Source organism: Micromonospora sp. C97, assembly GCF_018070385.1.
Taxonomy (GTDB): Bacteria; Actinomycetota; Actinomycetes; order Mycobacteriales; family Micromonosporaceae; genus Micromonospora; species Micromonospora parva.
In genome coordinates this window covers 55,416-75,002 of the sequence record NZ_JAGPXU010000025.1, presented here as the reverse complement: position 1 = coordinate 75,002, position 19,587 = coordinate 55,416, and the positions used below count along the sequence as shown (strand labels likewise).

At 70.3% G+C, this 19,587-nt stretch carries 17 protein-coding genes; 11 read left to right on the top strand and 6 right to left on the bottom strand.

All coding sequences use genetic code 11. The features are described from left to right. The first annotated feature begins 7 nt into the window (after window positions 1-7). From KBX26_RS25495 to KBX26_RS25485, 3 genes are read left to right on the top strand one after another with little or no spacing between them, the layout of a single operon-like run. Window positions 8-1,174 carry a YcaO-like family protein gene (locus KBX26_RS25495; protein WP_210866583.1) on the top strand — a complete coding sequence of 389 codons (1,167 nt, stop codon included), beginning with the start codon at window positions 8-10 and terminating at the stop codon, window positions 1,172-1,174. Continuing rightward, on the top strand, window positions 1,167-2,564 hold the full coding sequence (locus KBX26_RS25490) for a TfuA-like protein (RefSeq protein ID WP_210866582.1): 1,398 nt from the start codon (window positions 1,167-1,169) through the stop codon (window positions 2,562-2,564). Before KBX26_RS25495 ends, KBX26_RS25490 begins: the two co-directional genes overlap by 8 nt. Before the next feature lie 10 nt (window positions 2,565-2,574). Further along, window positions 2,575-4,701 (top strand): radical SAM protein, encoded by a 2,127-nt coding sequence (locus KBX26_RS25485; RefSeq protein WP_051708146.1) that lies wholly within the window; start codon window positions 2,575-2,577, stop codon window positions 4,699-4,701. Between the two features lie 86 nt (window positions 4,702-4,787). Here KBX26_RS25485 and KBX26_RS25480 read toward each other — a convergent pair whose 3' ends face one another. Beyond that, window positions 4,788-7,244: a hypothetical protein gene (locus KBX26_RS25480; protein WP_210866581.1), complete on the bottom strand. Its 2,457-nt coding sequence runs from the start codon at window positions 7,242-7,244 to the stop codon at window positions 4,788-4,790. A 645-nt stretch (window positions 7,245-7,889) separates the two neighbouring features. Between KBX26_RS25480 and KBX26_RS25475 the strand changes: the two genes are divergently transcribed. From KBX26_RS25475 to KBX26_RS25465, 3 genes are read left to right on the top strand one after another with little or no spacing between them, the layout of a single operon-like run. Then, window positions 7,890-8,234 carry a CU044_2847 family protein gene (locus tag KBX26_RS25475; RefSeq protein ID WP_210866580.1) on the top strand — a complete coding sequence of 115 codons (345 nt, stop codon included), beginning with the start codon at window positions 7,890-7,892 and terminating at the stop codon, window positions 8,232-8,234. After that, window positions 8,231-9,241: a serine protease gene (locus KBX26_RS25470; RefSeq protein ID WP_030328326.1), complete on the top strand. Its 1,011-nt coding sequence runs from the start codon at window positions 8,231-8,233 to the stop codon at window positions 9,239-9,241. The genes KBX26_RS25475 and KBX26_RS25470 overlap by 4 nt, the downstream gene beginning before the upstream one ends. A 5-nt stretch (window positions 9,242-9,246) precedes the next feature. Further along, on the top strand, window positions 9,247-10,233 hold the full coding sequence (locus tag KBX26_RS25465; RefSeq protein ID WP_030328324.1) for a hypothetical protein: 987 nt from the start codon (window positions 9,247-9,249) through the stop codon (window positions 10,231-10,233). Window positions 10,234-10,280: 47 nt separating this feature from the next. Here the strand turns inward: KBX26_RS25465 and KBX26_RS25460 are convergent, their stop codons facing one another. Next, a complete protein-coding gene (locus KBX26_RS25460) occupies window positions 10,281-10,994 on the bottom strand; it encodes an HAD family phosphatase (protein ID WP_210866579.1) in 714 nt (237 codons plus the stop codon). 100 nt (window positions 10,995-11,094) lie between these two features. Here KBX26_RS25460 and KBX26_RS25455 point away from each other — a divergent pair, with 100 nt between their 5' ends. After that, the gene (locus tag KBX26_RS25455) at window positions 11,095-13,059 is read left to right on the top strand and encodes a peptide deformylase (protein ID WP_210866578.1); all 1,965 of its coding nucleotides are present in this window, start codon (window positions 11,095-11,097) and stop codon (window positions 13,057-13,059) included. Here the strand turns inward: KBX26_RS25455 and KBX26_RS25450 are convergent. Beyond that, entirely contained in the window at window positions 12,992-13,366 is a 375-nt protein-coding gene (locus KBX26_RS25450; RefSeq protein ID WP_051708143.1) for a CU044_2847 family protein, read from the bottom strand. The two genes, KBX26_RS25455 and KBX26_RS25450, sit on opposite strands and share 68 nt — an antisense overlap. Window positions 13,367-13,547: 181 nt before the next feature. On the opposite strand from KBX26_RS25450, the gene KBX26_RS25445 reads away from it, so the two are divergent. Continuing rightward, window positions 13,548-14,480, top strand: coding sequence for a helix-turn-helix transcriptional regulator (locus KBX26_RS25445; RefSeq protein ID WP_210858259.1), 933 nt, complete (start codon window positions 13,548-13,550; stop codon window positions 14,478-14,480). A 33-nt stretch (window positions 14,481-14,513) separates the two neighbouring features. On the opposite strand, the gene KBX26_RS25440 is transcribed toward KBX26_RS25445, so the two are convergent. Both KBX26_RS25440 and KBX26_RS25435 read right to left on the bottom strand, forming a co-directional pair. Further along, window positions 14,514-15,176, bottom strand: a complete 663-nt coding sequence (locus KBX26_RS25440; protein WP_210866577.1) for a response regulator transcription factor — start codon at window positions 15,174-15,176, stop codon at window positions 14,514-14,516. Beyond that, window positions 15,173-16,321: a sensor histidine kinase gene (locus KBX26_RS25435; RefSeq protein WP_210866576.1), complete on the bottom strand. Its 1,149-nt coding sequence runs from the start codon at window positions 16,319-16,321 to the stop codon at window positions 15,173-15,175. Before KBX26_RS25435 ends, KBX26_RS25440 begins: the two co-directional genes overlap by 4 nt. 195 nt (window positions 16,322-16,516) lie before the next feature. Here KBX26_RS25435 and KBX26_RS25430 point away from each other — a divergent pair, with 195 nt between their 5' ends. Further along, entirely contained in the window at window positions 16,517-17,029 is a 513-nt protein-coding gene (locus KBX26_RS25430; protein ID WP_036410727.1) for a DUF1772 domain-containing protein, read from the top strand. Next, window positions 17,026-17,535, top strand: coding sequence for a hypothetical protein (locus tag KBX26_RS25425; protein WP_247681054.1), 510 nt, complete (start codon window positions 17,026-17,028; stop codon window positions 17,533-17,535). The genes KBX26_RS25430 and KBX26_RS25425 overlap by 4 nt, the downstream gene beginning before the upstream one ends. Before the next feature lie 4 nt (window positions 17,536-17,539). Here the strand turns inward: KBX26_RS25425 and KBX26_RS25420 are convergent, their stop codons facing one another. Continuing rightward, window positions 17,540-18,067 carry a cupin domain-containing protein gene (locus KBX26_RS25420; RefSeq protein WP_030328307.1) on the bottom strand — a complete coding sequence of 176 codons (528 nt, stop codon included), beginning with the start codon at window positions 18,065-18,067 and terminating at the stop codon, window positions 17,540-17,542. A gap of 236 nt (window positions 18,068-18,303) precedes the next feature. On the opposite strand from KBX26_RS25420, the gene KBX26_RS25415 reads away from it, so the two are divergent. After that, window positions 18,304-19,539: a low temperature requirement protein A gene (locus KBX26_RS25415; RefSeq protein WP_210866575.1), complete on the top strand. Its 1,236-nt coding sequence runs from the start codon at window positions 18,304-18,306 to the stop codon at window positions 19,537-19,539. Window positions 19,540-19,587 lie beyond the last annotated feature (48 nt).

Below are 19,587 nucleotides of genomic sequence, written 5' to 3'. Positions count from 1 at the left end.
AGCCTCGATGACTGACACGACCGAGACCATCGCCTTCCGATCCGGCACCTACCGGACGGCCACCGTGGAGCAGACCTGGGAGCGGGTCGGACACCTGCTCGACCGGTTCCGGATCACCCGGGTCGCCGACATCACCCGGCTCGACGAGATCGGCCTACCGGTGCACGTCGCCTACCGGCCGGTGGGAGCCACCATGGCGGTGAGCGTCGGCACCGGCGCCACGGCGATGCAGGCCCGGGTCAGCGCGGTCATGGAGAGCATCGAGTCCTGGCATGCCGAGAACCTCCGGCCGGGGACCGTCGTCCGGTCCCCGGCCGAGGCGCTCGACCTGCCCTACGACGTCCGGTGGCTGCACCTGGCGGAACGGTCACCAGTGACCCCCGCCGTCGAACTCGACTGGGTGGCCGGCCGTGGGCTGGTGACCGGGGCGCACTGCCTGGTGCCGCGCGCCACCATCGAACTGGACTTCACCATCCGGCGTGGCTGGGACCGCGCCCTGTTCACCCCCAGCAGCAACGGGCTGGCCACCGGGAACACCTTCGCCGAGGCCAGCCTGCACGCCCTGCTGGAGGTCGTCGAACGCGACTGCATCGCCCCGTACTGCACCGCGCCGCTGGCCGAGCGCACCTACGCCGACCCGGGCACCGCCACCAACGCGATGACCCGCACGGTGCACGACGCGCTGGTACGCGCCGGTTGCTGGGTGGAGGTCTGCGACATCACCAACGCCGTCGACGTGCCCTGCTACGCCGCCTCGATCTGGTCGGAGGACCTGCCGGTCACCTTCGGCGGCTTCGGCTGCCACGTGGACCCGGAGATCGCCGTCGGTCGAGCCATGGCGGAGGCGGCACAGTCGCGCCTCGTCATGGTCTCCGGAGCCCGCGACGACATCGACGCCACCGCGTACCACGATGTCGGCGCGCCGCCGGTGCCGCCGCCCACCGTCGACCGGCCAGTCCGGCCGGTCCGCCGGAATCCACCACCGGCCGGGGACGTGACCCAGGTGCTGCGCGAGCTGGCGTCCCGGGTGCAGCGGGTCACCGGCGTCGAGCCGTTCAGCGTCGACCTGACCCACGACGACATCGGCATCGCGGTGAGCAAGGTGTTCGCCCCCGGCCTGCGGATGTTCGACGAGCGGGCGCTGAGTACCCGACCGGGGGTGCCCCGTGACTGACGTCGTCTTCATCGGCCCGAGCCTGCCCGCCGACGAGGTCGGTCGGCTGCTGCCCGACGCGGTGGTGCTGCCCCCCGTCGCGCACGGCGACCTGCTCCGCCTGGACGTCGCCCCCGGCGACCGGGTCCTCGTCATCGACGGGTTCTTCCTGCAACACCCGCCGGTCCGCCACCGGGAGATCCTCGACCTGCTCGACCGTGGCGTGACAGTGGCCGGCGCGGCCAGCATGGGCGCACTGCGCGCCGCCGAGCTGTGGCCGTTCGGCATGCGTGGCGTGGGCGAGGTCTTCCAGCTCTACCGCGGCGGGGTCGTCACGGGCGACGACGAGGTGGCCGTGGTGCACGGCCCCGCCGAGGACGGCCACCGCGCCCTGAGCGTTCCGCTGGTGAACATCCGGGTCGCGCTGCGCCGCGCCGTCGCGGCGGGCGTGCTCAGCGACACCGAGGCGGTGCTGCTGCTGAACATCGGCCGGGACCTGCCCTTCCGCCGACGGTCGTACCGGGCGCTGGAGCGCAGCGCGCCACCCGAGGCGAAAGACGTGGTGGACCGGTTCCTCACATGGCACCGGCAGGACCCCAGCGACGCCAAGGGCGCCGACGCGCGGCTGCTGCTGTCGATGGCGGCGGACAACGCCCCCGAGTTGTGCCCGGCGCACCCCGGCGACCAACCGATCGACAACCTGCACACCCGCTTTCTCGACAGCTGGCGCTCCCGGTTCGCCGGCGAATCGGTCGGCGGTCACTGGACCAGCGACCGGGAGGCCGCCGCGGTACTGATGCTGCTGCATCCCGAGTCGCCGACCTGGCACCGGCGGGGAGTGCTGGCCGGGCTGGCCGAGGTCGACATCACCGACCCGGCGGTCGAGGAACGCGCCAGCGAGGTGGCCCGCCGACGCGGGCTGACCGGTGCCCCGGCGAGCGGGTGGGACTGGTTGACCGACCGGGAACGGGATCTCGACGACCGCGAGGCGGTGCTGCGGGTGCTGGTGCGCGCGTTCGGCACCACGCCATACCGCAGCCTGGCGCTGTGGATGGTCGCGGCGCCGCTGCGTACCCCCGCGTTGCTCACCGCGGCGCGGCAGGTCGCGGCAACCGCGGCGTCGCTGAACGAGACGCTCGTCCCGCGGACCACGGGGCGTCGCCGCCCGGGTGGGCGGCTGCACTTCCGCACCGAGATCGTCGACGCGTGCTTCGCCCGGCTGTGGGGCTGTGCCGTCGACGAGCTGGAAGCGGCGGCGTGGGACCGGGGCTTCGTCGACCTCGCGGCGTTCCGGTACGCCGCCGAACCGTTGGTCGCGTACGTCAAGGCGTTCGGTTCCCCGCGACTGCCCACCGTGGGCACGCGGGCGCAGGAGGGCACCCTGGCCGGTCCAGCGGCCCGGGTCGGCTGAGGAGGCGTCGATGAGCGGCACGGTGAAGGCGGCACTGATCTACCCCCCGCTGACCGATCCCACCTCGGGATACCACTCCCTGAACTACCTCGACTCGTACGCCCGGGCCCAGGGGCACCAGCCGGCGGAGATCATCGACGCCAACATCGAGGCGTTCCACCACTCGTACACCCCGTCGGCGTACGACTGGCTGCGGCGGGAACTGTCCCGGCTCTCGATCGACGACCTCAGCGGCCCGGACGCGCTGATGGCCCGGGCCAACCAGCTCGGCCTGCCCGACCCGGATCCGGAGCGGCTGCGTCGGTCGATCGGCGTGCTGCAGGATCCGACCCTGTTCTACGACTACCGGCACTACCAGGACGCCGTCGAGGGCGTGATCTCCTGGATGGACGCGCTCGGCTCGGTCGGGTTTCCCGGGCAGTTCCACGCCGGCTTCCGGCTTCACCCACCGCCGATGATCTCGATCGGTTCGGTGGCCGCGCTGACCGACGAGGCGCTGCTCGCCCGGCTCAACCGGCCCTTCCTGCCGTACTACGAGGACGTGCTGATTCCCCGGCTCGCCGCGGGCGGGCACCAGGTGATCGGCATCAGCGCCACCTACCAGTGGCAGCTGCCGTTCGCGCTGTGGATCGCCCGACTCGTCCGGCAGGCCTGCCCGGACGTCTTCCTCATCGCGGGGGGCACGGAGATCTCCGACGTCTGGAAGTGCGCCAGCAAACCCGAGTACGTCTTCCAGGTGCTCGCCGACTTCGACGCGATAGTGGTCGGCGAGGGGGAGAGCGCGTACACGGAGATCCTGGACGCGGTGGCGGCCGGCACCCTGCCGGCCGGGCACCCCAACGTCCGGCTGCACCCCAAGTACGGCCGCCAACGTCACCTGCCGCTGCGCTACGAACGCCTGGCGCAGGTGCCGGTGCCGGACTTCTCCGGCCTGCCCTGGGACCTCTACCTCAGCCCGGAGCGGTTCGTCTACTACTCGCCGACCCGGGGCTGCTACTGGAACAAGTGCACGTTCTGCGACTACGGACTGAACACCGACGGCCCCACCAGCCCATGGCGGCAGGACACGGTGGCCACCATGGTCGCGGACGTCACCGAGTTGTCGAAGTTCGCCAAGTTCATCTACTTCTCGGTCGACGTGCTCGCCCCCGCGACCATCCTGCGCTTCGCCGAGCAGGTCGTCGAGCGAGGGCTGGACTTCCGCTGGGGCGCTGAGATCCGGCTGGAGAAGTACTGGTCCGACGAGCGCTGCGAACTGCTGCGGCGCAGCGGCTGCGTGGCCATCTCGGTCGGCTTCGAGTCCGGTAACCAACGCATCCTCGACCTGATCGACAAGGGCACCAAACCCGAACAGGTACGCCGCACCATGACCGCGATGACCAAGGCCAACATCGGCGTGCAGATGATGGGCTTCACCGGTTTCCCCACCGAGACCCGCGAAGAGGCGCTGGACAGCGTCACCTTCCTGCGCGACAACCCGGACCTGTGGACCCTCGGCGGGCTCGGTGACTTCATGCTGACCCCGGGCGCCATCGTCGCCAAGGAACCCGAACGGTTCGGCATCACCAACGTGCGGCCGGTGGAAGGCTCCGACATCGTCCGGATGCTCAAGTACGACGAGCCGGTGACCGAGGCGGCCCAGGCCGAGGTCGCCCAGGCCAAGGCGGGCCTGAACCCGGGGCACTACCACCGCCCGTGGCTGGGCAGCACCGACACCCCGCACACGTTCTTCTACCACGACCGGTACGGCACTGCGGTGCGTGGCGTCCTCGCCAACGACCGGGTCCGGCACGACACCGACGACCAGACCGAGTTCCTCGCCAACGGCTCCTTCGTCGACCGCGACGACGAACAGGTCTGGGAGGCGTACCGGCGGATCCGCTCCGACGAGCAGGACGGCGTCCCCGGCGAGCTGCCGGCCGACCGGCACCTGTTCCGCCGGATCGACGGTCAGGTGTTCGCACTCAACCGCAGCAGCCGGCTGTTCCTGGACCTCTTCAGCGCGCCGCTCACCCTCGCCGAGGCGCAGCGTCGGCTCTGGATCGTCGAACCGACAGTCGCGGACCGGGTCTGGCGCACCTTCATCGGGCAGCGGCTGATCCGCCGGCATCGGCTCCCCGCCGAGCCGGCGCGGTGAGCTGACCGCCCGGCCGGTCGTCGTCCGGCTGGACACCGGCTGCGGGTGGCGGCCCGGCCTGCCCACCCGCTCGGCCCCCGCACGCGTCAGCCCGCGTGGCGCTCGAACAGAACGTCGGCGTCCTTCCAGCACTCGTGCGCCTTCGGAGGCGCGAGAGCCCGCGCCTGCCGGAACTGGTCCTTGGTCATGCCGCTGCTCCGGGCCTGGTAGGCGTCGAGGGCCAGTTGACGGCGTGGGGGATCGGAGTCGGGGGTCGCGTAGAACTTCCCGTCCCGCAGAAGGGCCTTCACCGCATCCGGTCCCATCCCCAGCTCCTCACAGATCGCGGCGCGGCTCATCCCCTCCTCCTGAAGGGCGACCGCTCGCCGGCAGCGCTCAAGCCGTGCGGCACGTGTCGCGGCGTTCGCGTCGGGGTTGGTGGTGCGGGGTGCGGGTGAACCGGGCTTCCTGGGCCGCTGGAGCCGTGGATCGGTTGGCCCGCCGACCAGGACATTCGGCACCGGCCGTGCCTCACCGATGATCCACGACGAGAAGACGTCGTGCAGGTTGCCGAGGTCCGCCGAGGTCACCCCGACGAGGCGGATTCCCGTGCGGGCCGCGAGTTCGATCTTCCGCGTCATCTTGTGCGCGTAGGCCGGCTCGTCCGGGAGACCCCAGGCCTCGACGTAGGTGCCGTCGTCGAGCAGCCAGTCGGCCCGCAGGCCCGTGGTGTTGAGGTCGGGATCATAGGGCCAGTAGGGCTCGACCTCGTGGGCGATGCCGTTCACGGTCAGGAAGTCGTCGATGTGCCGCTCCAGGAGGGACCGGCACAGGTGGCCGTCCGAGGCGACGGTGACGGTGCCACGGGCCAACTGCACACCGTCTCCGAGCAGCCCCGCCCGCTTCAGCCAGTCCGCCCAGATGAGCGGAGCGCGCTGCTCGGCGCTGGCGGCCGCACGGCGGACCCGGGCCCGGGGGACGTGCATACGGACGAGCATGGCGCGATCGGTGGCGGCCGGTTCCACAGTCGACACCAACCGGGGGATCTGCGCCTGGCTGGGCGGGCCGCCCAACTCCACGGCGAGCTGCTGCAGGCACCACAGGGCCAGTGGTTCCCACGACTCGTCCGCGCCCCGGTCGACCAGGAACCCCTTCACCGCCTTCCGGGCGCACCCGGAGCAGTACGCGAGCGGCCGGGCTCCCGGCTCGTCGCGACGAGTTGCGGTCAGTGCGTCTCGGCCGCAGAGGCGACAGGGAACGGGCTGCTGACCGTGCTGGTACTCGCCGTGGTCGTGCGGACCGAACAGGGACTCCAGGTCACGCAGGTAGTAGCTGTCGTGGTGGAGCCAGTAGGTGTCGTTCTCAGCGAAGATCCGGTCTTGCTTCTCGTCGGTCCACCGCAGGGGCGACAGCTCGCCCAGCCCGTTGGGAAACACGTTCCGGTGCCGGGCCCACATCCGCCACACCTGCTGCTCGGCCAGGTCCGACGCGCGGCGTGACTCGGTCGCGTACCGGTCGGTGACACCGAGGTGACGGAGAAACTGCTCGGGATCGGGTGCGGCCCAGCGAGTGGCGACGGGGAGGATGCCGTGCCGCCGCAGGAGGATCTCGGCGGGCTCCCGGTACGCGTCGGCGTGGACGTGAAGAACCTCGGTCCCGGGGTCGTACCAGCCCATTGAAGGACCGGTGCCACGCGGCGTGAGAAGCCACCGCGCACCCCGGTGCACCAGCACCGCGTCGGGAAACCAGTCCCCGACAACCGCATTGTGTTGGGGAATGCCCGCGCGTTCGAGCGCGTCCAGAGCCGTCCGCCGGTGGCGCTCGTCGTCGAGGAACAGCACCCCGTGCTTGAGCTGCCCGAGGCGGCCTCCGGCCTGGTTGACGACGTAGACCAGGTGGTTGCCGAACACGGACCGTTGCTGTACGTGCAGCGGTGTGGGGGAGACGTCGGCGGGTGTGGTCCGCCACTGGCGTACGTGGCCCTCGGCTTGCGCTTCGAGCAGCACGGCCTGCTCGACCCGTGCCGGCGGAACGTGCTCCCTTGCCTGCGCGGCCAGCACGGACGTGACGAGAGTGCGGTCCGTTGCACGACCCGCCGGGGTCCCGCCACGGCTCAGGAAGTCGTCTATGAGCACGAGCGCCTCCTCGGGTCCGGGCACCCACAGCTGCAACTCGCCCTCGGACCGACCGGCCTTCACCTGGGCATGGCAACCGATCTCCGCCGGCTGCGCCCACTCCGCCAGATCGTGGAAGCGGTCTCCTCCGACGAAGCGCTGGTCGGCGTCGTACAGGAAGGCCATGTGCCGGTCCCGGTACGACCCGCCGTACGTGATCGGCTGGGCGATCGAGATCGCCTTGGGGTTGTAGTCGTTGTCCGGTCGGGGGACGAGCGCCACGACGACGTCGATCCACTCGTCCCGACTCCCGCCGCCGTGGCGCAGCAGCTCGATTTCGACGAACTCGGTGAACCGTGCTCTCACCCACGTCGCGAAGTCGACTCGGCGCTGCCCATGGGGGAGCATCCACAGGCCGTGCTCGGCGCTGAACGTGATCGCTGCTGACACGAGAGCGAATGATGCCAGGGATGATCAAGGAAGCTGCGGGGGGTCGGGGCACGTCAACCTCGTGGCGCTGGCCGAGGTCACTGTTCGCCGAATCGCTGCGAGGATCCGATGGCAGACACGTCCGTGTGCCGGCGCAGCGAGGTCCGTGGGCTTCCGTCGTGCCGCCGCGACAGCTGCGGTATCTGCTTCCGCTCTTCCCGGACGGTGTCAACAACGGCCGCGACATCGTCGCGTTCTTCTCGCACGACGGAATGCCTCTGTCGTAAACAAGACACACGAACATCGGCCCCGGCGAGCTGAGCGGAAATCGGTTGGCCGACGTATTGATTGGCGTACCGGAGCAGCGCGATGCCGGCCTGGCGGAAGGCGTCATCTTCCCATCGGGCGCCTCGGCCGGTCACTGAGGACAGACGCCGGAGACATCCGGGCCGAGCTGGGCTTCGTCGTCCACAAGGGCCGTCCAGGCCACCATCGTCGATCGGCGTACGTCATGCCCGAAGCGTCGGGTGAAGCTCCTACCACCCATCCGTCCGATGTGGTAACTCGGCTCGGACGCGACAACCGTGCGTTGATTGACGGTGAACGTTCGGATGTCTTTGCCGACTGTCCATCTTGGTATGGTCGAGCCCAATCCTGGGGGGAACGATGCCGGAAACCGAACTTGTCAGATTTGTTGTCCGTGACGGCACCTCGGTCATTGTCGAGGTGGAGGAGGAGCGCCGGGGCTCGACTCCCGCCGGCAGGCGGGTGAATGGCGTCCGGGAGGCGCGGGAATTCTTCGAGGCGAATCTGACCCATATCCGCGATGCGGCCGAAGCCGTCCTCGCCGACCTGCGCAGAGCGTCCAGCCCCGACGAGATCAAGATCGGATTCGGGGTGAAGTTGACGACCGAGGTGGGCGCGGTGATCGCCCGTTCCGCGGTGGAGGGCAACATCTCGGTTGAGCTGCTCTGGCGCCGCGACGACTCCACGGACACCCGCACGCCATGACCGGTGTGGATGAGGCGTGGCGCTTGGAGGTGACCGGCGCCAGCACGGGGTGCGGCTTCGCCGTCACTCCGACCCGCGCGCTCACCTGCGCCCACCTCATCGCACCCGGCCAACGGCAGTGCCGGGTCGCCTCGCTGCCCGGCATCCGTGCGGTGGACGTGCCCAGTGCCTTTGACAGCGGCGTCAACCCGGTTCCGGACGTTGCCACGATCGACATCACTGGTCATCCGGCGGACGCCGTCGCGCCGATGGGGCCGGCAACCCGACCCGCTCCGGGAACGATCCTCGACCTCTTCGGGCTTCCGGACCGCGGCCAGGAAGGCCGCCGCAGTCAGGCGCGCGTCTCAGGCCCGAGTCGCACCGGCGAATGGCTCCAGATCGACGCCGTCCACGGCCACACGGCATGGGTCGAGCCCGGGTTCAGTGGCGGTGCCGCCACGGACGCTGCCACGGGACTCGTCGTCGGCATGGTCGTCAGCGCGGACAGGTCGCTCGCGGAGCGATCCGCCTGGATCATTCCCAACGACACCATCGTCGGGAGCGCGCCGTGGCTCGCCGCTGTGCTCGCCGACCCGCTCGCCGGAGACCCCGACCACGTCGCCGTGCTGCGGTCCCTCGACGCCCGGCGCTACACCGCGGCTCTCGACCGCCTCCCCGATCTGCACAGCAGGCACCGCCGCAGCTCGGATCTGTACTACTACTGGGCACTCGTGCTGCTCCAAGGTGTCCGCCCGGCGAACCACTCCGGCGAGGTCATCGACGGCATCGAGCGGCTGCTGGGCGAGGCGTGCCGCCTCGACCCGGGCTCGGCACACGCGAAGGCGCTCCTGGCGCTGGTCCGTGAGGACTACTACGGCCTGCGCAGCCTGCCGGTGTCAGGTCGCGACGGCCACTACGACCCGGCCACAAGCCACGTGTCGACCGGCCACGCGATCGAAATCGTCAGCCACGTCCCGGCGACGGAGTGTCTGACCTGGCGCAACCTCTATCGGCGATCCATGGGATGAGTGGCATGACGCAGAACCACACGACGCAGAACCCCACCCGGCAAGAGTTGGTACACAAGTACTTCAACCTGGTGCCGCAGAAGCCCTCGTACGTCGGGGCCCTGATCGCGCTCGGCGGCGGCGGCCTGCTCCTGGTCGTCGGCCTGTTGTCGCTCGTCGGTGCCTCCGCCGACAGCGGCCTGGCTGGTCTGGCATGCCTTGGCTGCCTGGGCATCCTCGGCGGTGGTGCCGCCGTCGTCTTCGGTGGGATCAAGCTCGCCGGGACGTACTCGGCCTACAACTCGGCGGTCGCCGCGGCCTATCCTCGCGCCACCGACAGCCAGATGGACGGCTGGCTGCAGGAGGGTGAGAACTACGCGGCGGACGCCGGTCGTCGGCGGTTGAACCGGCACCCGGGCGAAGTCACCCTCAAGTGGGGCGAGAACCTCCTGGTCTTCCACGGTCTGCCGCCGGAGATCCCGTACCAGATCGCTCGTGGTGCTGACGGCGTCCTGCGCGCCTCGCTCTACAAGATCCTGGTGGTCTACCTGTCGAACTATCGGCTCCTGACCTACGAGTCCATCCTCGACATGCGGACCGGCGCGACGGTCAGCGACGCGACGAAGGAATACCACCTGCAGAGTGTGGACGGCCTGGAGACCGCCAGTGACCGGGTGAACTTCTTCCTCCCGCCGGCGAACCAGGCGCCGCCCCCCGGCCAGCCGATGCCGCAGAACCCGACGGCGATCCCGATCGCCACCGCCACCGGGAGCATCGTGCACGTGACCGGCAGGCAGACGCTGCGGCTCATGGTCGCCGGACGACCCGCCATCGAGCTGGTGATGGGTATCTCCGCCACCGACCAGCTCCACATCGAGGGTGTCTCGGGCTCGACCACCGAGGGCATGATCCATACCCTTCGGGAATACCTACGCCGTCACAACGGCGGCATCTCGGGGCAGACGAGCATGCCCAGCAGCCTCCCGCCGCTGCCACCGCTCGGCCCGGAGTGACGCCGACGACGTCGGCGCGGTGACCACGAAGGGCGACGACGCTGGGGTCAGCCGTGCCGGTGGCGCGCTGGTCCCGGTGTCGTGTGGGCATCGCCCGATGCGCCGTGGGTCGCGGGAGACACCACCTGACGCAGCGCGGACACGGTGAGCTGACCGAGGCTCGGCACCTGGACCGCCCCGAGCTGCCCCTGGTCACCGACCAGCACCACCGGGCATCCGGCGGCGACCGCGCTGGCAACACCCGTGGGGGAGTCCTCGACGACGGCGCAACGGCCGGGCGGCAGACCCAGCCGCCGTGCCGCCAACAGGTACGGGTCGGGGGCGGGCTTCGTCCGCTTCACGTCGTCGCCGCAGACCACCACGTCGAAGCGGGGAGCACCGGGATGACCAAGCAGAGCGTCGAGGATGTACCGGCTGCTCGACGTGACGAGCCCGACGGGCACACCGTCCGCCCGCAGCGCCGTGATCAGGCGTACGCCGTCGGCCTGCCAGCTCGTCGCCCGGTCACGGTAGAGCTGCCGCACCGCCGCCTCGACCTCCGCCACATCTGCCGCCGGGTCCCACCCGGACCAGCCGATCCGGCGGTGGATCGTCGTGATGGCCTCCAGCGCGGTGAGGCCGAGCAGGCCGTCTGTCGCCCCCGCCGGAACGGGCTGTCGCCCGTCGATCAGGGCTACGAAAGCGGACCGCCAGATTGGCGCGGTATCGACCAGGGTGCCGTCGAGGTCGAACAGCACTGCCCACTCATCCATGCCGGTCATGCTGCTCCTCGGTAGGCCACGAATCAACGCGCCATCCTGGCTGGGCCAGGATGCTGGCCGATACGATCGGCGAACCGCTTTCCCGACGGAGGATGTGCTGATGTACCGGGTCGAGCAAGCGATCGCCTTCGTTCTCGACCGGGCGAAGGCCGACCCCGTCGGACTTGCCTTCCTGGTCGGGGAGCGGTTGATGCTGACCTGCGCGCACGTGGTGAATGTGGCGCTGGGCCGTCCCGCCCGACAGGTGGAAAGAGTTCCGAAGAACAGCCGCGTCTCGCTGCATTTCGCTCTGCTGGGGGCGTCGAACAGTTGGATCGAACGCAGCGCCGAGGTGGTGGCGTGGTTGCCGACCGGTGACGACTTCGACGTCGCTGACGTCGCGGTGCTCAGGCTCGGCGAGGGCCTTGCCGGCAGTGGCGCGGAACCGCTTCGCATCCGGGCGGACCTGAAGGACCGTTACAACGTGCCGGTGCAGATGTGGGGGCCCGGCCAGGGGCGTGACCTGGGCAGGCATGTGCAGGGCCGGTTGCTCGGCGCGGTCGGCAGACACCGGTTGCAGGTCGACGAGGTGGTGCACCGGGTCTTTCGGGTTCAGCGCGGGTTCAGCGGAGGGCCGGTCTGGGATCCCGCCACCTCCGCGGTGTTCGGCATGCTCCAGGCGATCACCACCGACGACTCGGCCGAGGTGCTCGTGCTCGACGGCGCCTTGCTGGAGCGAGCGTTGGCAGCGGTCGCCACCGCGCGACCCGGTCTGGTGCTGATACACGACCACGGCGAGGTCCATTACGACGGCACGCAATACACCCTGCGCCAACGGCGTGTGCTGCACCACGGCGGCACCGCCCCGCGCGCGAAGTACGAGATGAAAGTGTCAGTGCAGCGCTTTCTCAACGACGAGGCCGTTCGTAATCTGCGCCACCACGCGCAGCACCCACTCAGTGTTGACGACCCTGTTCGTGACATCGGCCTACGGGCCTGGTGCGTTTTCGACGGTGAATCCCATCCGATGGATGCCAAGCCGACAAAGGTGCGGCACGAGGAGATCAACTTCGACCTCTGTTTTCCGGCGTCGAAACTGCTGACCCCGGGGCAGCAGGTTGTCGTCGAGTACACGTACCGCGTCAGTGACGAGATCTGGGGGCAGTGGTACAAGCGCAACATCAAGCCGAACACCGACCGGCTGTCGGTGGAGGCGCACCTGCCGACCGAGTTGGAGCCGGAGTGCTGGGGCGTGACCTCGCTGCCGTCGGAGACGGACCTCGAACCGTTGCCGGACGTCCAGATACGGGTCGAGGATGACCACACCATCTACTCCTGGGACCGAACCGCAGAGGAGGACGACCTCGCCGAGGAGCGTCGCATCCGGCTGGACTGGTTCTTCTGGAAGCGCATCCCGGACAGCAGTGTCTGCGCCGACGCGCCGAGCGTCCTTCGGCAGTTCGGCATCAGGCAGCTGCGGGGCGCGGCACGCGGGCGACGGGCGTCGGAGCTGCCGGTCAAGACGCGGGAGATCAACTTCGACTCACCGAGCGACCGGCTACTGGCCGGGCGGGTGCTCGCGCACCTGCGCCGCGTCGCCGGATGGGTCAACCGGTACCACTCGTTCAAGCCCGAGGTGAGTATGGGGATCGCCGCCCCTCAGCTCGGCATGGCCTACGCCATCGCGATCGTCAAGGTGCCAGGTTCACGGGACTACATCGAGCTGATCAACCCGAGCGTGCTGGAGCGGACCGACGAGGAGGTCCGCGACTACGAGGGATGCCTGAGCTTCTTCGACGTCCGCGGCATCGTTCAACGGCCCTACGGTCTTCGCGTACGCCATCGGACCGCAGCGGGCGACCTGCGAGACGTCGTACTCACGGGAGGGCTCGCCCGCAGCGTCGCTCACGAGATCGACCACCTGAACGGCAAGGTCTACACCGACGCTGACCGCATGCCCGAGGGCGAGGAGCCTGTCGACGTCCCCCGTTACCGTCGGCTGCGGGAGGAGGGCGCGTTCACCGCGCCGGTGCCCCCGACGCAGTTGAGGTGGCAGCAGCCAGGGGCTCACTCCGCCGCCAGGTGACGTTCACGGTGAACGTCGCCTCGGTGGTTCCCTTGGTGAAGATGAGACCGGTCTCTCCGCCGATGGCCAGGCCGAGTTCGACGGAGATCTCATCCGGCGCCGCCGCCGACCGCAGCCGGCCGATGACGGTACGCAACGCGGGCAGCACCCTCTCCAGCGACGCGGTCAACGTGGTCGCCGCCCACTGGCCCCGGCCGTCGTCCGCCGCGGCGAGTTCGATCCCCGCGAGGTCGCGGCGGTCCACCTCCACCTCCACGTATTCATCGCTACCCTCGGCGACCGGAACCTTGAGCAGCACAGTGCTCATGCACTCTCCCCGGGTTTGATGTCACGAACCGTGTCTGTCGTCTGAGCAATGTGTAGCAGTTGATCGCCCGTCAGCGGAAGGCGAACGGGTCGCGGCCGGTGCGCCGGGGGCGATCCCGGTCCACGGTGCTGGCGCGGACGCACCGCGTTGGTCAGACTTGAGCTCGATGGGGGGACGGGCGATGGACACCTCCGCTCAGGACGAGGCCGCTGCGGCGTTCGTCCGGGAGCTCGCGTACTGGCGCCGCTACCGCGCGATGTCCAAGAAGACGCTCGCCGGCCGGATCGGGTTCGACCCCTCGTACGTCAGCCACATGGAGAGCGGGCGGCATCAGCCCACAGAGGAGTTCGCCCGCCGTGTCGAGGCGGTGTTGGAGACCGGGAACCGCGTGTGGCAGCGGTACGTCGTCTTCGCCGGCACCAGACGGCAGCGTGGTCTGAGCCTGGCTCCCGCTCCTACCGCGATCGCGCCGCCGGCTGGCCCGCACCTGGTGATCGAGGAAGAGTTGGCCTCCCTCGCCCTCGTCGACGGCTGGTACGAGTGCCGGATCTGGCGGCACCTGCACAGCGTCGGCACCGAGCCGATCACCCGGCACACGGTGCAGATCGACATCGACCGGTTCCCCGACGACCCCGAACGATCCATGGCGTTTCACGCCCGCCATCCGCTCAGCACCGACGAGGTCGACTTCCGGGCCTCGATCGGCGTCGACCAGCCGGAACCCATGAAGTGGAAGGTCACCCGCAGCCGAAACGCCTTCCTGAAGATCGTTCTTCTGTTCGGCAGCGACGGGGTTCCCTACCCGCTCTATCCTGGTCAGCGCACGTTGATCCACTACGCCTACCGGGTGCCGGAGTGGAAGTTCGGCGACTGGCTCCAGCGCGACATCCGGCTGCCCACGCGGCGACTGAACATCAGGCTCTCGTTCCCCTCCTCCAGCCATCCTGCGGTCTGGGGCAGCGAGACATCCTTCACCACCGATGTGACGACCGACGTGACTCCGTCTTCCCGAGAGCGCGACGGTCTGGTCGAGTACGAGTGGGAGGTGCCCCGGCCCCGACTACGCGCCCAGTACCGGCTGAACTGGCGCTACCCCGATCTGAGTCTGCGGTGACCGGAGCGACGCGCCCGCGCGCAATGCGCGGGGTCAGCCCTCGCCGGGGCGGACCAACCCGCTCTCGTACGCGATGACCACGAGCTGGGCGCGGTCACGGGCGTTCAGCTTGTGCAGCAGGCGACTCACGTAGGTGCGGGCGGTGTCCGGGCTGAGGTGCAGGGCCGCCCCGATCTCCACATTCGACCGGCCGGTGCCGACCTGTGCCAGCACGTCGCGTTCCCGCCCGGTGAGCCCGGTCAGCCGGGCCGGGTCCGCGACGGGGGTGCGGGCCGCCGCGGCGATCACCCGCCGGGTCACCGCCGGTGACAGCAGCGCGTCCCCGCCGGCCACCACGCGGACCGCGTCCCGCAGGGCGTCGGGCGGGGTGTCCTTGAGCAGGAAGCCGGCCGCGCCGGCGCGAATGGCCTCGAAGAGGTACTCGTCGTCGTCGAAGGTGGTCAACATGACCACCCGGACGTCGGCCAGCGTCGGGTCGGTGAGGATGCGCCGGGTTGCCTCGATACCGTCGCCGCCGGGCATCCGGACGTCCATCAGCACCACGTCGGGCCGGTGCTCGCGAACGACCGCCAGGCCCACTCGGCCGTCGCCGGCTTCGCCGACCACGGTGATGTCCGCGGCGCGTTCCAGCAACGCGCGGAGCCCGGTGCGCACCAGGTGCTGGTCATCGACGAGGACGACGCGTACGTCGCTCATGCGGGGACCCCGGCCAGCGGTAGGTGGACCGAGACGCGGAAGCCGCCCTCGGCGGTCTCGCCGGCGGCGAAGGTTCCGCCGAGCAGGGCAACCCGCTCCGACATGCCGCGCAGCCCCTGACCCGTCTCCACCCCGGCGGCGCCGGGAGATCCCCGGCCGTCGTCGACGACCTCCGCCGACAGCCGGGCCGGGGTGGCCCGGATCGTCACCGTGGCGCGGGTGGCGTGGGCGTGGCGCAGCACATTGGTCAGGGCCTCCTGCACGATCCGGTAGACGGTGCTGCCGACCACCGTGGGCAGGGCGTCGACAGGACCGTCGAGACGCAGCTCGACCGCCAGCCCACCACTGCGCACGCCCTCGACGAGCGGGCCCAACTGGGTGAGACCGGGGGCCGGCTCGCGCGGTCCGGGTTCGCGGCGCAGCGTGCCCAGCGTGGCCCGCAGCTCGGCCATGGCGCTGCCACTCACCGCGTGGATCGCGGCCAGAGCGGCCTCGGCCTGTCCGGGCTCGGCATCGGCAAGGGCCTCCCGGGCCACCGCCGACTGCAGGGTGACCACCGACATCGTGTGTCCGAGCGTGTCGTGCACCTCCCGGGCGATGCGCAGCCGCTCGGCCTCGACCTGCCGGGCGGCCTCCCGACGGCGTTCCTCGGCCGCCGAGGCGGCCTGCCGGGCCAACGCGGCCCGTAGCGAACGCCGGTTGCGCACGGCGTCACCGAGAGCGATGACGGCGAGCATCAGGGCCGCCTCGGAGCCGAGACCAGCACCGATCACGACGGAGATGTCGTCTCCCTCGATGAGCCGGGCGGCCACCGAGACGGCCAGCAGGCCCCCGCCGACAGCGGCGGCCGGCTGCACCCGACCCCGCTGGGCGGCCAGGTAGAGGATGGCGGCGGCCGGGGCGGCCACGCCGACCGGCGGCAGCTCCAGCGCGTAGTAGCCGAGGATGCCGGCTGCGGTCGCCAGCAGCGCCGGAACCGTCCAACGCCGGGCCACCAGCAGCAGGGTGGCCCACCCGGCCCCGAATCCGCCGGCCAACGCCGCCTGGGCGGCGGACGCGTCCTCGGTCACCACCGCCGCCGTCACCAGGCTCAGGATGGCGACAGCGAGCAGCGCCTCGGTTCGGGTGGGTGAGGTGGCCGGCACGTCCGTGAGCCTAAGTCGGTGCGGACCCGCGCCGCTGCCGTCCGCAGGCAACACCCCCACCCCGCCAGGTACGTCGAGAAGCGATGCCAGCTCGCGCGGCTGCGCGGCAGACGGTGCCGAGTCGGCGACCTAGCGTCGAGGGCGACATCACCGATCGTGCCCACCAGGGCCCGGAAATGACGGAGAAGTGCCGCTGTGTCCCGTATCAAGCTGACGTGGATCGTGCTCATCGTGCTCGTCTGGGCGGCGATGATGTCCTTTGGTGGGGTCGCGGCCGAGACCGTGATGCTCTACCCGAACATCTTCGGTGACGCGCCCGCCTCGCTGGACCGGGCCCGCGAGTTCCTGGTCGCCGGCGGCCCGAGCGACTACTTCCCACCGCTGGGCGCCTCGGTCGTGCTGACCAGCCTCGCCGCGACCGCCCTCACCTGGCGCAATCGGCGACTGCGGTGGTACGTCGCGGCAGCCGCGGTGGTCTTCATCGCCTGCGAGTTCCTGTTCTCCGTGGTGTTCTTCTGGCCGCGCAACGAGATCATGTTCGTCGACCCGGTCGGCACGCACTCCCCGGAGTATCTGCGCCAGGTCGCCGAGGAGTTCGTCGCCGGCCACTGGGTACGCCTCGCCGGTGGCGCGGTGACCTCCGCGCTGGCGTTCACCGCCCTGCTGCGTTTCGCCCGGGAGACGGCACCGGTACGGGGCGAGCGATGAGCGCCGCGCGGCGTACTCTCGGGTTCTCGTGGCCGGCCCTGGTCGGGCTCGCCGCGTTGGCCGTACCGCGGGTGATCCTGCACGACCTGCGCGTCGTGGAGGGAGGGCGGCCAGCCGCCGTGCTGCTCGCGGTCGTACCCCTGATCTGTTGGGTGGCCGTCGTGCTGTGGCGGCGTCCGCCGCGTCCGTTCCTGACGGTGGTGGTGATCGGGGCGGTCCACGGTGTTCTTCTCGCGGTTGGTCACCAGGTGCTGTGGGACGAGGCGTTCGGCGCGACCGAGCCGAGACTCGGCACCGTCGACCCTCGGGCGCAGGAAGCGATCCTTCGGGTGGCGGCGGTGTTCTCCAGTCTCGTCACCGGGGTGCTCACCGGGGTGGTGGCCGGGGCGGTGGCGGCGGCGCTGAGTCGCTTCGTCATGGGGTCGCGGCGAGCCGCCGAGCAGCCGGTCGAGCAGACGTGGGGCGGGCCGGACGACGCGCGGGGGACTCGGCCACCGCACTGCTGACCGGTCAGAGCATCTCGGTGCGGTATTCGGGAGCCAGGTCGGCCGCGCGTCGCCGGCGCTCTGCCAGCTCGTCATCGGTGAGCTGCGGCGGCGGTGCGTCTTTACCGGCAACCACGTCGCCGACGCGGAGGAAGTATTCGTCCTGTCCCGCAGGGGTGCAGACGCACAACATGCGGGCGGGCGCGCCGGAGCTGTTGCGGAAGTTGTGCGGCGCGTTGGCCGGGATGTTCACTGTGGAACCGGCGCGGACGAGGTGCCTCTCCCCGCGGAAGGTGAACTCGATCTCGCCTTCGAGGATGGTGAACATCTCCTCGAAGTCGTGGCGGTGCGGTGGCGGTCCTCCGCCGTCGGGGATCCGCATGTCGATCAGGCAGTACTGCCCGTGGGTCTGCTCGCCGGTGACCAGCATGGCGTAGGTGCCTCCGGCGAGGGAGAGGTAGGTGGTCGCGGGGTCGTCGGGGTCGGCCACCGTCAGCGTTCGGTTCGGATCGTCGTCCGGGATGGTCGGGGTGGCCCGGTTGCGGTCGGTCATGCGGCTGTCCCTCCTGGTGTGGCTGCGCGAGGTGAACGGCGCGTGTTCCCTCGTCGCCGCGCTGCCTGGCCCTTACCCCGGATCCGGGGACTTCTCTCCTCACGAGGTGATGAACCGGCCTCGCGGCGACGGCTCGTTCGATTGTCGGGGGTGAGGCCAATCCGGTGCGCGTCCGCTGACGCAACTCCTTCCGCTGCCGCGTCGTTGGTGCGACCAGGGGCGGATGGAGGCGGTCGATGGCGGCGGGGCGGGGTGCCGGGCTGCTGCGTCCGCCGACGAGTTCGGGCCGTGCGACGTTCCTGGAGCTGTTCTTCGATCTGGCGTTCGTGGTGGCCCTCACCCGGGTCTCGCAACGGTTCGCCGGACTCGGCGAGGACACCGGCTGGACGCTGGTGCTGGGGTTCGGGCGGACGCTCCTGCTCTTTCTGGCGCTCTGGCTGATCTGGTCGCACACCGCCTGGATCACCAGCCGTTACGAACCGGAGCAACCGGTCATTCAGGCCGTCGTGGTCGGCACCATGTTCGCCGGTCTGATCATGGCGGTGACGTTGCCGAGGGCGATGGAGGAGCGGGCGCTGCCGTTCGCTGCCGCGTACCTGTTGGTGATGGTGGTGCGGCCGTTGGTGATCGCCGCCGCGCTGCGTGGCCATCCGCGACGGCTGGTGCCGTTCCGGCTTGCCGTGTGGGCATCGGCGAGCGCGCCACTGTGGTTGGCCGGCGCGCTGGGTCCGGACGACCTCCGCCTGCCGCTGTGGGTTGCCGCTGTCGCTGTCGACTACGTCGCGTGGGCCCTGGGTTGGCCGCTGCCCTGGCTCGGGGCCTCGAAGGTGGCCCGGTGGCGGATCGCCGGGACGCACCTCGCTGACCGGTATCAGCAGATGTTCCTCATCGCACTCGGTGAGTCGATTCTGGTCATCGGCGTGGTTTTCAGTGGCACGGACTATGCGGCGGACCGGGCAGCCGCCTTCGCTGTCGCGTTCGCGACCAGCGCGCTGCTCTGGCGAATCTATTTCCACTGCGCGGGTCTGCTCCTGACCGATGCGTTGGACCGGGTGGCCATGCCCGCTCGGCTGGGCACGGCGTTGGAACGGACGCACCTGTTGCTCGTGCTCAGCGTGCTCGTCACGGCGGTCGGCTACGAGTTGGTGATCGATGATCCGTTCGGGCGGCCGAGGCCCAGTTGGCTGCCGTTCGTGGTCGGCGGTCCGATGCTCTTCCTCGTCTCCCGTGTCCGGTTGGAGTACGAGATCTTCGGGAGGGTGTCCCGGTCCCAGCCGATCGGACTGGTCGCTCTGCTGCTGTGCACGCCGGCGCTGGCCCACTGGGCGCCGATGGTCGGGCTGAGCGTGGTGGCCGGGGTGCTGGCCCTGGTCGCGCTTGTCGACGCGTGGTGGCGGCGGGGGCGACCGATGGAGGCTCCCGGGTCACCGACCGGAGGGGAGAAGCCCGACGTCGGCGATTCCGAGGCGTGACGCGGCAGCGGGCCCCCGCCGGGCCCCGGCAGCTGTCCTAGTACTATT

Excerpts from the sequence above, each read along its gene's own strand:
- KBX26_RS25450 (WP_051708143.1), bottom strand. The coding sequence starts at position 13,366 with ATGAGCACTGTGCTGCTCAAGGTTCCGGTCGCCGAGGGTAGCGATGAA.
- KBX26_RS25420 (WP_030328307.1), bottom strand. The coding sequence starts at position 18,067 with ATGACCGACCGCAACCGGGCCACCCCGACCATCCCGGACGACGATCCG.
- KBX26_RS25445 (WP_210858259.1), top strand. The coding sequence starts at position 13,548 with ATGGACACCTCCGCTCAGGACGAGGCCGCTGCGGCGTTCGTCCGGGAG.
- KBX26_RS25425 (WP_247681054.1), top strand. The coding sequence starts at position 17,026 with ATGAGCGCCGCGCGGCGTACTCTCGGGTTCTCGTGGCCGGCCCTGGTC.
- KBX26_RS25470 (WP_030328326.1), top strand. The coding sequence starts at position 8,231 with ATGACCGGTGTGGATGAGGCGTGGCGCTTGGAGGTGACCGGCGCCAGC.
- KBX26_RS25485 (WP_051708146.1), top strand. The coding sequence starts at position 2,575 with ATGAGCGGCACGGTGAAGGCGGCACTGATCTACCCCCCGCTGACCGAT.
- KBX26_RS25455 (WP_210866578.1), top strand. The coding sequence starts at position 11,095 with ATGTACCGGGTCGAGCAAGCGATCGCCTTCGTTCTCGACCGGGCGAAG.
- KBX26_RS25460 (WP_210866579.1), bottom strand. The coding sequence starts at position 10,994 with ATGACCGGCATGGATGAGTGGGCAGTGCTGTTCGACCTCGACGGCACC.
- KBX26_RS25465 (WP_030328324.1), top strand. The coding sequence starts at position 9,247 with ATGACGCAGAACCACACGACGCAGAACCCCACCCGGCAAGAGTTGGTA.
- KBX26_RS25475 (WP_210866580.1), top strand. The coding sequence starts at position 7,890 with ATGCCGGAAACCGAACTTGTCAGATTTGTTGTCCGTGACGGCACCTCG.
- KBX26_RS25495 (WP_210866583.1), top strand. The coding sequence starts at position 8 with ATGACTGACACGACCGAGACCATCGCCTTCCGATCCGGCACCTACCGG.
- KBX26_RS25440 (WP_210866577.1), bottom strand. The coding sequence starts at position 15,176 with ATGAGCGACGTACGCGTCGTCCTCGTCGATGACCAGCACCTGGTGCGC.
- KBX26_RS25415 (WP_210866575.1), top strand. The coding sequence starts at position 18,304 with ATGGCGGCGGGGCGGGGTGCCGGGCTGCTGCGTCCGCCGACGAGTTCG.